Below are 13,337 nucleotides of genomic sequence, written 5' to 3'. Positions count from 1 at the left end.
GGCTCGCTACCGCTCGCACCCACCCCCAACCCCTCCCTTGAAAGGGAGGGGGGATCGGGAGCTCACCCCAGCAGCAATCCCGCCAGCGCCGCCGACATCAGGTTGGCGAGGCTGCCCGCGATCAGCGCCTTGATGCCGAGCCGGGCGATCACCGGGCGCTGGTTGGGGGCGAGGCTGCCGGCCGACGCCATCTGGATCGCGATCGAGGAGAAATTGGCGAAGCCGCACAGCGCGAAGGTGGTGACGGCCAGGCTGTGCGCGTCGAGCGTGGCCTTGATCTGGCCGAGATGGATATAGGCGACGAACTCGTTGAGGACGATCTTCTCGCCGAACAGCCCGCCTGCCACCTGCGCCTGTTCCCACGGGATGCCGAGCAGGTACATGACCGGCGCGAAGACGAAGCCGAGCAGCTGCTGGAAGCTGAGCGAAGGATGGCCGAACCAGCCGCCCGCGACGCCGAGCAGCCCGTTGGCGAGCGCGACCAGCGCGACGAAGGACAGCACCATCGCGCCGACCGCGACCGCGATCCGCACGCCGGTCTGCGCGCCCTGCGACGCCGCCATGATGATGTTGGCGGGGCGTTCCTCGGCCTCGTGCGCCTCGGCCAGGACGATCGCCTCCTCGGCCGGATCGTCGCCGAGCGGCAGCTCTCCCTCGGGCGCGCGCGGGTCGGGCATGATGATCTTGGCCATCAGCAGCCCGCCCGGCGCCGCCATGAAGCTGGCGGCGAGCAGCAGGTCGATGCTGATCCCCATCGCCGCATAGGCGGCGAGGATGGTGCCCGCGACCCCGGCCATGCCGGTGGTCATCACCGCGAACATCTGGTGCGGGGCGAGGCCGGCCAGATAGGGGCGGATGACCAGCGGCGATTCGCTCTGCCCGACGAAGATGTTGGCGGCGGCGCACAGCGATTCGACCTTGGAGACGCCGGTCACCTTCTCGATCGCGCCGCCGACCCAGCGGATCACCGCCTGCATGATGCCGAGATAATAGAGGATCGAGACGAGCGAGGCGAAGAAGATGATCACCGGCAGCGCCGCGAGCGCGAAGCTGGTGCCGCCGATCTCGGGCCTGACCAGCGATCCGAACAGGAAATCGGTGCCCGACTGGGCATAGCCGAGCAGGCTAGACACCCCCGCCGACAGCCCGGCGAGCACCGTCCGGCCCCACGGCACGTAGAGCACCAGCACCGCGATCGCCGCCTGCAGGCCGAACGCCGCGCCGACGACGCGCAGGCGGATCGCCCGGCGGTCCGACGACAGCGCCACCGCCACGAGCAGGATCAGCGCGATGCCGGCGATGCCGGTCAGCCATTTGGTCATGAAGGAGAGGTTCCCAGCCCGCCCGAAAGCGCCACCATGGCGCGGCGCCCGGCGCGGTCAAGCGCTCTTTCGCTCGCCTGGCAAAGCCGGTAGCAGGCGGTTCCATGGACGCCTCCCCGCCTTTGGCCCAGCCCTCGCCCCGCGCGTTCCCGCGCTCGCTCTTCATCCTCTCGCTCTTCTACGGCGGCATGGTCTGCATCGCCGGGGTGCTGGGGGTGAAGCAGGTGGCGATCGGCCCGCTCGCGGTGGAGGCGGGGATCTTCGGCTTCCTGCTGCTGGTGGTGATGGCGAGCGCGGTGGCCGAGCTGCACGGCCGCGCCGCCGCCGACGCGCTGGTGCGCTGGGGCTTCCTGCCGCTGATCGCCTCGGCGCTGCTGATCCGGCTGGTGCTCTGGCTGCCCGCCGACCCCGGCATGTACCCGCCCGCGGTCGAGGCCTTCCCGATCGTGGTGGGGCAGGGCGCCCGGATGATGATCGCCGGGCTGATCTCCTACGGCCTGTCGCAGACGCTCAACGTGCTGATCTTCGACAAGCTGAAGGGGCAGGGCGTCGGCCGCTTCGTCTGGCTGCGCGGCATGATCGCCAGCATCGTCAGCCAGGTCGCCGACACCGTCATGTTCATCACCATCAGCTTCTATGGCGAGCGCGACATCCTCGGCCTGATGGGCGGGCAGATGGTCGCCAAGGTCGCGCTGTCGGTGATCCTGGTGCCGCCGCTGATCACCCTGTTCGTCGCCTGGGGCCGGAGGGTCGACGCGCGGGGATAGTCGTCCCTTCCCCAAGGCATCGCCCCGGCGGAGGCCAAGGTCTCAGGACGCTCCTGCCTCGACCTCATCTCCCCTCTCCCGAGATCCCGGCCTCCGCCGGGATGACGAGTATGAACGCGCCACTTTATCCCGCGCCCCCGCTCCGCTAAGGGGCCGCCATGTCGACCGATCACAGCCCCGATCCGCTCCTCCTCACCAAGGCCGAGACGCTCGTCGAGGCGCTGCCCTATATGCAGCGCTATGCGGGCGAGACCTTCGTCGTCAAATATGGCGGCCACGCCATGGGCGACCCGGAGGCGGCGCGCGACTTCGCCGAGGATATCGTCCTGCTCAAGGCGGTCGGGATCAACCCGGTGGTCGTCCATGGCGGCGGGCCGCAGATCGGCAAGATGCTCAAGACGCTCGGCGTCGAGAGCCGCTTCGTCGACGGCCTGCGCGTCACCGACGCGGAGACCGCGCGGGTCGCCGAGATGGTGCTGTGCGGCTCGATCAACAAGGAGATCGTCTCCTGGATCGCCCAGGCGGGCGGCCGCGCGGTCGGCCTGTCGGGCAAGGACGGCCGGATGGTCGTCGCCGAGAAGGTCCGCCGCACCCAGCGCGATCCCGACAGCAATATCGAGAAGGCGGTCGACCTCGGCTTCGTCGGCGAGCCCGCCGACATCGACCGGCGGGTGATCGACACCATCTCCAAGGCGGGCATGATCCCGGTGGTCGCGCCGATCGCGATCGGCGAGGACGGCCACACCTACAACGTCAACGCCGACACCATGGCGGGCGCGATCGCGATCGCGCTGGGCGCGGCGCGGCTGTTCCTGCTGACCGACGTCGCCGGGGTGCTCGACAAGGAGAAGAAGCTGATCCGCGACCTGACCCCGCGCCAGATCAACGCGCTGCGCGAGGACGGGACGATCCAGGGCGGGATGATCCCGAAGCTGGAGACCTGCGTCCACGCGGTCGAGGGCGGGGTCGATGCCGCCGTCATCCTCGACGGTCGGGTGCCGCACGCGATGCTGATCGAAGCCTTCACCCGCCGCGGCGCGGGCACGCTGATCGGGATGGGCTAGTTCCCGAAAGCTCTCCCTCCCCTTCAGGGGAGGGATGTAAGTTCTGCGAGGTCGGGATTGCCCCCCGGGCAATCCCTGAAACATGCTGGGGGCATGTTTCACCTCGCTGAAGGGTACGCAGTGAAGGGGCTCGATGCCCCTTCACGGAGTTTTGCGGGAAGGCCGGGGAGGCTCGCTACGCTCGCCACCCACCCCCCGACCCCCTCCCTTGAAAGGGAGGGGGAGTTCGCTCAATCCCGCAGTAGCTCGTTGATCCCGGTCTTCGACCGGGTCTGCGCGTCGACGCGCTTGACGATCACGGCGCAGTAGAGGCCCGGGCCGCCGTCCTTGCCGGGCAGGGTGCCGGGGACGACCACCGCATAGCTCGGCACGCGGCCGACGAAGACCTCGCCGGTGGCGCGATCGACGATCTTGGTCGAGGCGCCGAGATAGACGCCCATCGACAGCACCGCGCCCTGCTCGACCACCACGCCCTCGGCGACCTCGGAGCGGGCGCCGATGAAGCAGTCGTCCTCGATCACCACCGGGCCGGCCTGGAGCGGCTCGAGCACGCCGCCGATGCCGACGCCGCCCGACAGGTGGACGTTGCTGCCGATCTGCGCGCAGCTGCCGACCGTCGCCCAGGTGTCGACCATCGTGTTCTCGCCGACATAGGCGCCGAGGTTGACGAAGCTCGGCATCAGCACCGCGCCCCTGGCGATGTGCGCGCCGCGGCGGACGATCGAGCCCGGCACCGCGCGGAAGCCGGCGGCGCGGAACTCGGCCTCGCCCCATGCGGCGAACTTCGACGGGACCTTGTCCCACCAACTCGCGCCGCCGGGGCCGCCGGGGATCAGTTCCATGTCGTTGAGGCGGAAGGAGAGCAGCACCGCCTTCTTGAGCCACTGGTTGACGGTCCAGCCTTCAGCGCCCTTCTCGGCGACGCGCCGCGCGCCCGAATCGAGCAGGCCGAGCGCGCTCTCGACCGCGTCGCGCACCTCGCCTTTGGTCGAGAAGGTGACGCCCTCGCGCTCGTCCCAGGCCTTCTCGATGATCGTCTGCAGATCGCCGCTCATTCCATTCCCCTTGTGAGTTCGTCGAGCCAGTGGCCGACGTCGTGTATCTCGATATCGATGAAGCTGGCGTCGGCCTCGTGGTTGCCGAACTCGGAACCGTTGTTGACCCACACCGTGGTCATGCCGATCGCCTTGGCGGGCTTGAGGTTGCGGGCCATGTCCTCGACGAACAGCGAGGTCGCCGGGTCGACGCCGAACGCCTCGACCATCGATGCGTAGCTCGCCGCCTGCGGCTTGGGCTGATAGGCGCAGGCGTGGATGTCGTGGATCGCCTCGAAGCTCCGCGACAGGCCGAGCCGCTCGAGCACCCGCCCGGCATAGTCGGCGTCGCCATTGGTGAAGATCAGCTTGCGCCCGGGCAGCTTCGCGATCGCGTTCACCAGCCGCCTGTCCTCGGCGAGCACGTCCATCTCGATGTCGTGGACGAAGGCGAGGAATTCGTGCGGGTCGATCGCGTGGCTGTGCATCAGCCCCGACAGGGTGGTGCCGTGCTCGCGGAACAGCTGCTTCTGGATGCGCCTGGCCTCGACCGGGTCGACGCCCAGCAGCCGCTCGACATAGAGGCCCATCCGCACGTCGATCCGCCCGAACAGGTCCGCCGACGCCGGGTAGAGCGTGTTGTCCAGATCGAAGATCCAGGCGTCGATATGGTCGAGCGCGGGCGGCATGGCCGGGCGAGTAGCCTTTGGGGGAGGTGGAGGCAACCGGGAGATCGCTCCCCTCCCTGCAGGAGGGGCTAGTGGTGGCGAAGCCGGAGGCTCGATGCCTCCGGCGCAGCCTGACGGGGGAACGGAGGAAGCTCCCCCTGAGTTCAGGTCGCTACCACTTTAACCCCTCCCTTGCGGGAGGGGGACAAATAGGAGCTAGACCGTGAAGCTCTCGCCGCAGCCGCAGCTGCCCTTGGCGTTGGGGTTGGCGAAGACGAATCCGGCGGTGAAGTCGTCCTCGACCCAGTCCATCGTCGAGCCGACCAGATAGAGCAGCGATCCGCCATCGACGTAGAAGGTGCCGCCGGGGGTCTCGATCCGCTCGTCGAACGGGTCGGCCTCGGTGACATAGTCGACCGAATAGGCGAGGCCCGAGCAGCCGCGGCGCGGGGTCGACAGCTTGACGCCGATCGCGCCCTCGGGCGCGGCCGCCATCAGCGCGGCGATGCGCGCCTCGGCCGACGGCGTCAGGATCAGCGCGGCGGGGCGCGGGCGGGTGGTCGTCGTCATCGGTTCAAACTCCAAACCCACTATGCCCCTGGATCGGTCGACGAGGAAAATGGGGGTGGCTCGCCACGCTTACAACATCCCCAGTTCGAGCTTGGCCTCGTCCGACATCTTCTGCGGGTCCCAGGGCGGGTCCCAGATCAGGTTGACCTCGGCCGATCCGACCCCCGGCACCGCGCCGACGCGCAGCTCGACCTCGCCCGGCATCGATTCGGCGACCGGGCAGTGCGGGGTGGTCAGCGTCATCGTCACCACGACATGGTTGTCGGCGGTGATGTCGACCCCGTAGATCAGCCCCAGCTCGTAGATGTTCACCGGGATCTCGGGGTCGTAGATCTCCTTGAGCGCGGCGATCACGCCCTCATAGACGTCGCCGCCGGGCTCGCCCGCGCCCGCCTCGGCGGGCCTTTGCGACAGGAAGCCTTCGAGATAGTCGGGCTTGCGCGCGCTCTCGTCCGCCCCCCCTTCGTCTGCGACCGTGTCGACGCGCGCCTTGGGCGGCGGCGGCACCGCATCGACCTCCTCGATCTCGATCTTGCCCGTCTCGTTCATCGCTTCGTCCGTCATCCGAAAATCCGCGTCACCCGTTCGATTCCCCGCGCCAGCGCGGCGACGTCGTCATCGTCATTGTAGATGCCGAAGCTCGCCCGCGCGGTGGCCGGAACGTCGAGAAGCTCCATCAGCGGCTGGGCGCAATGGTGCCCGGCCCGGATCGCCACGCCGTCCTCGTCCAATATGGTGCCGATGTCGTGCGGATGCACCCCCTCGATCGCGAAGGAGACGATGCCCGCCGCATCCTCGGGCCCGAACAGCCGCACGCTGTTGATCCCCGACAGCGCCGCGCGCGCCTTGCGCACCAGCGCCGCTTCATGCGCGTGGATGAAGGGCAGGCCGATCGATTCGACATAGTCGATCGCGGCGTGGAGGCCGAGCGCGCCGACGATGTTGGGCGTCCCCGCCTCGAACCGCTGCGGCGCCGGCGCCCAGGTCGTCTTCGCGAAGGTGACGCGGTCGATCATCGATCCGCCGCCCTGGTAAGGCGGCATCGCGTCGAGCAGCTCGGCTTTCGCCCAGAGCACGCCGATCCCGGTCGGCCCATAGAGCTTGTGGCCCGAGAAGACGTAGAAGTCGCAGCCGATCGCCGCGACGTCGGCGCCGATCCGCGGCACCGCCTGGCAGCCGTCGATCAATATCCTCGCGCCGACGCGGTGCGCCAGCTCGGTCGCGCGGCGGGCGTCGAGCACCGAGCCGAGCACGTTCGAGACATGGGCGAGCGCGACCAGCTTGTGCCGATCGGTCAGCATCGCCTCGGCCGCGTCGAGGTCGATGCGGCCGTCGGCGGTGAGCGGGCAGACGTCGATCGCGACGCCGGTCCGCTCCTGGATGAGCTGCCACGGCACGATGTTCGAATGATGCTCGAGCTGCGACAGCAGGATGCGGTCGCCGGGCTTGAGGTTGGCGACGCCCCATGTCTGCGCGACGAGGTTGATCGCCTCGGTCGCGCCGCGCACGAACACCACCTCGTCGGCGCTGCGGGCGCCCAGGAAACGGGCGACCCGCTGGCGCGCCGCCTCATAGGCGATCGTCATGTCGGCCGAGCGGCGATAGACGCCGCGATGGACGGTCGCATAGTCGCGGCCATAGGCCTGGGCGATCGCGTCGATCACCGCCTGCGGCTTCTGTGCGGTCGCGGCGGTGTCGAGATAGTGCCAGCCGTCCGGGATCGCCGGGAAATCGGCGCGGCGGCTCAGCTCGGCGATGTCGACGACGCTGCTCATATCCGCTCCTCCAGCCAGGCTTCCGCCGCGGCCTGGAAGGCGTCGCGGACCGGTTCGTCGCCGATCCGCGACAGCGCGTCGGCGATGAACGCCTGGGTCAGCAGCGCGCGGGCGCGATCGGGGGTGATCCCGCGCGAGCTCATGTAGAACAGCGCCTGCGCGTCGAGCTCGCCGACCGTCGCGCCATGGGCGCATTTCACGTCGTCGGCGAAGATCTCCAGCTCGGGCTTGAGGTTCACCGTCGCGGTGCGCTTGAGCATCAGCCCGCGCAGGCTCTGCTCGCCGTCGGTCTTCTGCGCGTCGCGGGCCACCTCGACCCGCGCCGCCATGCTCGCCGTCGCCTGGTCGTCGGCGACCGCGCGCCAGAGCTGGCGGCTGGTGCCCTCGGGCTCGGCGTGGCGGACGACCACGGCGGCGTCGTGGCGCTGGCTGTCGCGGGCGAGCAGCGCGCCGCCATGCTCGGCATAGGCGCCGGCGCCGTCGAGGGTGAGGAAGGCGTCGAGCCGGCTGCCGCCCGCGCCCGCGCCGAGGATGGTGGTGACGAGGCTCGCGCCCGCGCCCAACACCGCCTCGTCGCGCAGCGAGGTGAAGCCCGACCCCTGGACCAGCCGGATCGCCCGCATCAGCCGCGCCGAGCGGCCGAGCTCGATCCGGGTCAGCCGGTTGGCCCAGCCGTCGCCGACATAGGTCTCGACGATGCTCGCCTGCGCGTCCTCGGCCATCACGATCCGCGCCGGGACGTGGTTGGCGCCGCCGGTCGCGACATGGACGATCTCGATCGCGCCCGCCGGGGCGGCGCCGTCCTTGTGGAGCGCCAGCGTCCAGCCGTCGCCGGCGGCGAGCCGCGCCAGCGGATGGATCGATTCGGCGTCGACCGCGCCGACCGTCACCGGCCCCGGCCGGCTGCGGCCCGCGTCGAGCCGCCCGTCGACGAACAGCAGCCGGGGACCGTCGCCGATCCAGTGCGAATCGAGGTCGGCGGCGGCGCCTGTAGCGGCTGCTACGGAGAACGCTTCGAGGCCCGACAGGTCGGACCAGCGCCAGGCTTCCTCGCGGGTGGAGGGGAGGGTGAGGTCATGCGCAATCCTCCCTGCCGAGAAGGTGGGGAGGGGGACCACACGCAGTGCGGTGGAGAAACAGAGGCAGACCTTCGACGGCAGCGATGGACCGGAGGCCGGAAGACCCCTCCACCATCCTGCGGATGGTCCCCCTCCCCATGCTGCGCATGGGGAGGATTGGAGCGGAACCGCTCACGCCGCGATCGCCCCGTAGCCCTCGCGCTCGAGCTCGAGCGCGAGGTCCGCGCCGCCGGTGCGGACGATGCGGCCCGCCGCCAGGACGTGGACGAAGTCGGGTTTCACATAGTCGAGCAGCCGCTGGTAATGGGTGATCAGCAGCACCGCCTTGTCGGGCTTGCGCATGATCGTGTTGATGCCGTGGCCGACGGTGCGCAGCGCGTCGATGTCGAGGCCCGAATCGGTCTCGTCGAGGATCGCGAGCATGGGGTCGATGATCCCCATCTGCACCATCTCGTTGCGCTTCTTCTCGCCGCCCGAGAAGCCGACGTTCACCGGCCGCTTGAGCATGTCCATGCCGAGGTCGAGCGCGTCGGCCTGGACGCGGGCGCGCTTGAGGAAGTCGCCGCCCGACAGCGGCTCCTCGCCCCGCAGCCGGCGCTGCGCGTTGAGCGCCTCGCGCAGGAACTGGACGTTGGAGACGCCGGGAATCTCGACCGGGTACTGGAAGCCGAGGAAGATGCCGGCGGCGGCGCGCTCGTGCGGGGCCTTGTCGAGCAGGTCCTCGCCGTTGAACGTCACGCTGCCCGCGGTCACCTCATAGCCGGGGCGCCCCGCCAGCACATAGCTGAGCGTCGACTTGCCCGCGCCGTTCGGTCCCATGATCGCATGGATCTCGCCCGGGTTGATGGTCAGCGACAGCCCCTTGAGGATGGCCTTGCCGTCGACGTCGGCGTGGAGGTTCTCGATCTTGAGCATTCTTACTTTCCAGCGGGGTGACGGTTAGGGAGGAATGGATCAGCCAACGCTGCCCTCCAGCGAGATGCCGAGCAGCTTCTGCGCCTCGACCGCGAACTCCATCGGGAGCTGCTGGAGCACCTCCTTGGCGAAGCCGTTGACGATCAGCGCCACCGACGCCTCCTGGTCGAGCCCGCGCGACATGGCGTAGAAGAGCTGGTCGTCGCTGATCTTCGAGGTGGTCGCCTCGTGCTCGATCTGCGCCGACGGGTTCTTGACCTCGATATAGGGGACGGTGTGCGCGCCGCAGCGGTCGCCGAGCAGCAGGCTGTCGCACTGGGTGAAGTTGCGCGCGCCCTCGGCGGTCGGGGCGACGCGGACCAGGCCGCGATAGGTGTTGTCGCTGCGCCCGGCCGAGATGCCCTTCGACACGATCGTCGATCGCGACCCCTTGCCGAGGTGGATCATCTTGGTGCCGGTGTCGGCCTGCTGGCGGTTGTTGGTCACCGCGACCGAATAGAATTCGCCGACCGAATTCTCGCCCGCCAGCACGCAGCTCGGATATTTCCAGGTGATCGCCGATCCGGTCTCGACCTGGGTCCAGCTCACCTTGCTGTTGCGGCCCTGGCACAGCGCGCGCTTGGTGACGAAGTTGTAGATGCCGCCGCGCCCCTCGGCGTCGCCGGGATACCAGTTCTGCACGGTCGAATATTTGATCTCGGCATCGTCGAGCGCGACCAGCTCGACCACCGCGGCGTGGAGCTGGTTCTCGTCGCGCATCGGCGCGGTGCAGCCCTCCAGATAGGAGACGTGGCTGCCCTTGTCGGCGACGATCAGGGTGCGTTCGAACTGGCCGGTATTCTCGGCGTTGATGCGGAAATAGGTCGACAGCTCCATCGGGCAGCGGACCCCCTCCGGGATGTAGACGAAGGTGCCGTCGGAGAAGACCGCGCAGTTGAGCGCCGCGAAATAATTGTCGTGCATCGGCACGACCTTGCCGAGCCACTTCCTGACCAGCTCGGGATAGTCGCGGATCGCCTCGCTGATCGAGCGGAAGATGACGCCCGCCTTCTCCAGCTCGGCGCGGAAGGTGGTCGCGACCGAGACCGAGTCGAACACCGCGTCGACCGCGACCTTGCGCGCGCCCTCGACACCCGCGAGCACCTTCTGCTCCTCGATCGGGATGCCGAGCTTCTCATAGACCTTGAGGATCTCGGGATCGACCTCGTCGAGCGAGCCCAGCGCCTTCTTGGCCTTGGGCTCGGCGTAATAATAGGCGTCCTGATAGTCGATCGGTGGCACGTCGAGCTTCGCCCAGTCGGGCGGCGTCATCGTCAGCCAGTGGCGATAGGCCTTGAGCCGCCAGTCGAGCATCCATTCGGGCTCGCCCTTCTTGGCGGAGATGAAGCGGACCGTCTCCTCGCTCAGCCCCTTGGGCGCGAAGTCCTGCTCGATATCGGTGGTGAAGCCCCATTCGTAATTGGAGGCCCGGGCCGCGGCATCGAAGGCCGCCTTGTTGCGCACGTCGCTCATATCTCAGGCTCTCGACAGGGTTGCGAGGCTCACGCCACCCAGCGCGCCGCGGATCGTGTCGTTGACGACACCCCAGTGCGGCTTGACGCGGCAGGCGCTCTCCAGCCCGCAGTCGTGACGATGGTCGTCGACGCAGGCGGTCATGGCGATCGGCCCCTCGACCGCCTCGACGATGTCGGCGAGGCTGATCGCGCCGGGATCGCGCGCCAGGCGGAAGCCGCCGCCGGTGCCGCGCGCCGAGGCGAGCAGGCCGGCCTGGGCGAGCCGCCCCATCAGCTTCTGCGCGGTCGGCAGCGGCACGCCGGTCTCGTCGGACAGCAGCGTCGCGGTCAGCCGTTCGCCGGCGCCGTGGCGGGCGGCGGCGGAGAGCATGACGACCGCATAGTCGGCCAGGCTGGACAGGCGCATCGCGTTTCGATCCCAATCGGACTGATTCGATCCGATTGGGCAGATGGGCGTGGAAGCGGCCAAGGTCAAGGGTGGATGTGGCGGACTGTCTCGAAGATTTGGTTACGCCCACCCATCGTCACCCCAGCGAAGGCTGGGGTCCATGTCTGTCTCCTTCTCAGATGCCATCCCGGGTGAAGAGAGACATGGACTCCTGCCTCCGCAGGAGTGACGACGGGTGAAGCAACTTCCCCCATGACGGCGCGGGCCTGTCCCGCTAAGCGGGCGTCCATGTCGCTCTATGCCGCCCTCCGCCCGCTGATCTTCACCATCGAGGCCGAACGCGCCCATCGCGCCACGATCCGCGCGCTGCGGCTCCGGCCGCGCGGCGGCCTGCCCGGGTCGGACCCGCGCCTCGCGATCGAGGTCGCCGGGCTGCGCTTCCCCAATCCGGTCGGGCTCGCCGCCGGCTTCGACAAGGACGCGCAGGTGCCCGACGCGATCCTCGCGCTCGGCTTCGGCTTCGCCGAGGTGGGGACGCTCACCCCCTTTCCGCAGCCCGGCAATCCGCGCCCGCGCCTGTTCCGGCTGGTCGAGGACCGCGCGGTGATCAACCGCATGGGCTTCAACAATGGCGGCCAGGCGGCGGCGCTCGAACGGCTGCTTCGCCGCAACGACCGGCCCGGCATCGTCGGGGTCAACATCGGCGCCAACAAGGACGCCGCCGACCGCATCGCCGACTATGCCAATGGCGTGCGGGTGATGGCCGGGGTGGCGCGCTACCTGACGGTCAACATCTCCTCGCCCAACACGCCGGGGCTGCGCGCGCTGCAGGATCGCGGGGCGCTGACCGCGCTGCTCGACGCGGTGACGGCGGCGCGGCCGGCAGGCGGTCCGCCCGTCTTCCTGAAGGTCGCCCCCGACCTCGAGCCCGCCGACATCGACGACATCGCCGAGATCGCGGCCGCGCAGCGGCTCGACGGGCTGATCGTCTCGAACACCACCATCTCGCGCCCGCCGCTGCGCAGCCCCCATGCCGGCGAGGGCGGCGGCCTGTCGGGCGCGCCGCTGCGCGACCTGGCGCAGCAGCGGCTCGTCGACTTCCGCAAGGCGACCGGCGGCGCGATCCCGCTGATCGCGGCGGGCGGCATCGCCTCGGCCGCCGACGCCTATGCCCGCATCCGTGCCGGCGCCAGCCTGGTCCAGCTCTATTCGGCGCTGGTCTATGAAGGGCCGGGTCTCGCCAAGCGGATCAATGCGGGGCTGGTCGAGCTGCTCGACCGCGACGGCTTCGCGACGATCGGGGACGCGGTCGGCCGGGGCTGAGTCCCCGTCCTATCCGCCGGCCGCCCCGTCGCGGCCGGCGAGGACCGCGATCATCCGGTCGGCCAGCTCGCCGACCGGCCCCGCCGTCTCCCAGCCGTAGAGCGATACCGCCATCGGCTGCTCGCGCCCCAGCGGCGCGTGGATGCGCAGGTCGCGGCCCAGCGTCGAGCGGCAGGGGAGCAGCGATATCCCCATGCCCGTCTCGACCGCGACCAGCACGCTCGACAGGCTGCTCGACGTCAGCGCGACATACCAGCGGCGCCCCTCGCGCTCGATCCGCGCGAACATCTCGTCGCGGTAGAGGCCGCCGGCCGGGAAGGCGACCAGCGGGATCGGGTCGGGCCAGTCGGGCGCGGCGCTGCCTTCGTACCAGGCCATCGGCTCGGCGAAGCTGATGCGGTGGTCGGGTCCGGGCCTCGCCTCCTTGACCACGACGATGTCGAGTTCGCCGCCATGGTAGCGGCGGGTCAGCTCGCGGCTGAGGCCGATCGTCACGTCGAGCCGGATGTCGCGATGCTGCCCGGCGAAGGCGGCGAGCGCCCCGGTCATCGCGTGGCTGGCGATGTCGTCGGGCATGCCGATCCGCACCGGATGGGTGCCGGCCGGGTCGGTCAGCAGCCGCTCCGCCTCGTCGTGCAGCGCGAGGATGCGGCGGGCATGGCCGAGCAGCCGCTCGCCCGCCGGGGTCGGCAGCACCGGCCGCGCGGCGCGGTCGACCAGGGCGCCGCCGATGCCCTGTTCGAGCCGGGCGAGCTGCTGGCTGATCGTCGACTGGGTCATGTTGAGCGCCGTCGCCGCGCCGGTGAAGCTGCGATGGTCGGCGATCGCCACGAAGGCGCGGAGCAGGCGGGGATCGAGCATCGAATACCATTCATATCCTGAATGATGATCATCCTGATATCCCATTTGCGCATGATG

General features: G+C 69.6%; 14 protein-coding genes. 3 read left to right on the top strand and 11 right to left on the bottom strand.

Annotation, left to right across the window (positions count from 1 at the left end; all coding sequences use genetic code 11):
• Nucleotides 1-62: 62 nt before the first annotated feature.
• Entirely contained in the window at nt 63-1,322 is a 1,260-nt protein-coding gene (locus HRJ34_RS18710) for a NupC/NupG family nucleoside CNT transporter (protein ID WP_012049110.1), read from the bottom strand.
• 104 nt (nt 1,323-1,426) lie between these two features.
• Between HRJ34_RS18710 and HRJ34_RS18705 the strand changes: the two genes are divergently transcribed.
• Together HRJ34_RS18705 and argB are read left to right on the top strand one after the other, a co-directional pair.
• Nucleotides 1,427-2,089, top strand: coding sequence for a queuosine precursor transporter (locus tag HRJ34_RS18705; protein WP_012049111.1), 663 nt, complete (start codon nt 1,427-1,429; stop codon nt 2,087-2,089).
• Between the two features lie 158 nt (nt 2,090-2,247).
• Nucleotides 2,248-3,153: an acetylglutamate kinase gene (argB, locus tag HRJ34_RS18700; protein WP_012049112.1), complete on the top strand. Its 906-nt coding sequence runs from the start codon at nt 2,248-2,250 to the stop codon at nt 3,151-3,153.
• Nucleotides 3,154-3,383: 230 nt separating this feature from the next.
• Here the strand turns inward: argB and dapD are convergent, their stop codons facing one another.
• The 9 genes from dapD to HRJ34_RS18655 all read right to left on the bottom strand — a co-directional run bounded on the left by dapD (nt 3,384) and on the right by HRJ34_RS18655 (nt 11,114).
• Nucleotides 3,384-4,208 carry a 2,3,4,5-tetrahydropyridine-2,6-dicarboxylate N-succinyltransferase gene (dapD, locus tag HRJ34_RS18695; RefSeq protein WP_016746303.1) on the bottom strand — a complete coding sequence of 275 codons (825 nt, stop codon included), beginning with the start codon at nt 4,206-4,208 and terminating at the stop codon, nt 3,384-3,386.
• Nucleotides 4,205-4,876, bottom strand: coding sequence for a pyrimidine 5'-nucleotidase (locus HRJ34_RS18690; protein ID WP_029548851.1), 672 nt, complete (start codon nt 4,874-4,876; stop codon nt 4,205-4,207). Before HRJ34_RS18690 ends, dapD begins: the two co-directional genes overlap by 4 nt.
• A gap of 195 nt (nt 4,877-5,071) precedes the next feature.
• Nucleotides 5,072-5,425, bottom strand: a complete 354-nt coding sequence (locus HRJ34_RS18685; RefSeq protein ID WP_029548850.1) for a HesB/IscA family protein — start codon at nt 5,423-5,425, stop codon at nt 5,072-5,074.
• Nucleotides 5,426-5,494: 69 nt separating this feature from the next.
• Complete coding sequence (locus HRJ34_RS18680) at nt 5,495-5,974, bottom strand: SUF system Fe-S cluster assembly protein (RefSeq protein WP_208634394.1); 480 nt, start codon at nt 5,972-5,974, stop codon at nt 5,495-5,497.
• A gap of 11 nt (nt 5,975-5,985) precedes the next feature.
• Nucleotides 5,986-7,200 carry a cysteine desulfurase gene (locus HRJ34_RS18675; protein ID WP_016746300.1) on the bottom strand — a complete coding sequence of 405 codons (1,215 nt, stop codon included), beginning with the start codon at nt 7,198-7,200 and terminating at the stop codon, nt 5,986-5,988.
• Entirely contained in the window at nt 7,197-8,318 is a 1,122-nt protein-coding gene (locus HRJ34_RS18670; protein ID WP_226948854.1) for a SufB/SufD family protein, read from the bottom strand. The genes HRJ34_RS18675 and HRJ34_RS18670 overlap by 4 nt, the downstream gene beginning before the upstream one ends.
• Nucleotides 8,319-8,450: 132 nt before the next feature.
• On the bottom strand, nt 8,451-9,194 hold the full coding sequence (gene sufC / locus HRJ34_RS18665; RefSeq protein ID WP_012049119.1) for a Fe-S cluster assembly ATPase SufC: 744 nt from the start codon (nt 9,192-9,194) through the stop codon (nt 8,451-8,453).
• Nucleotides 9,195-9,233: 39 nt separating this feature from the next.
• Complete coding sequence (sufB, locus tag HRJ34_RS18660; RefSeq protein WP_012049120.1) at nt 9,234-10,706, bottom strand: Fe-S cluster assembly protein SufB; 1,473 nt, start codon at nt 10,704-10,706, stop codon at nt 9,234-9,236.
• A gap of 3 nt (nt 10,707-10,709) precedes the next feature.
• A complete protein-coding gene (locus HRJ34_RS18655) occupies nt 10,710-11,114 on the bottom strand; it encodes an SUF system Fe-S cluster assembly regulator (protein WP_012049121.1) in 405 nt (134 codons plus the stop codon).
• Nucleotides 11,115-11,384: 270 nt separating this feature from the next.
• On the opposite strand from HRJ34_RS18655, the gene HRJ34_RS18650 reads away from it, so the two are divergent.
• Nucleotides 11,385-12,419: a quinone-dependent dihydroorotate dehydrogenase gene (locus HRJ34_RS18650; RefSeq protein ID WP_030091975.1), complete on the top strand. Its 1,035-nt coding sequence runs from the start codon at nt 11,385-11,387 to the stop codon at nt 12,417-12,419.
• A gap of 9 nt (nt 12,420-12,428) precedes the next feature.
• Here the strand turns inward: HRJ34_RS18650 and HRJ34_RS18645 are convergent, their stop codons facing one another.
• Nucleotides 12,429-13,280 carry a LysR family transcriptional regulator gene (locus HRJ34_RS18645; RefSeq protein ID WP_029995111.1) on the bottom strand — a complete coding sequence of 284 codons (852 nt, stop codon included), beginning with the start codon at nt 13,278-13,280 and terminating at the stop codon, nt 12,429-12,431.
• Nucleotides 13,281-13,337: the final 57 nt, after the last annotated feature.

Origin of the sequence: Rhizorhabdus wittichii, assembly GCF_017607425.1 — a bacterium.
GTDB classification, from domain to species: domain Bacteria; phylum Pseudomonadota; class Alphaproteobacteria; order Sphingomonadales; family Sphingomonadaceae; genus Rhizorhabdus; species Rhizorhabdus wittichii.
The sequence above is the reverse complement of the archived record's forward strand: the minus strand, read 5'-3'. Positions and strand labels throughout refer to the sequence as shown.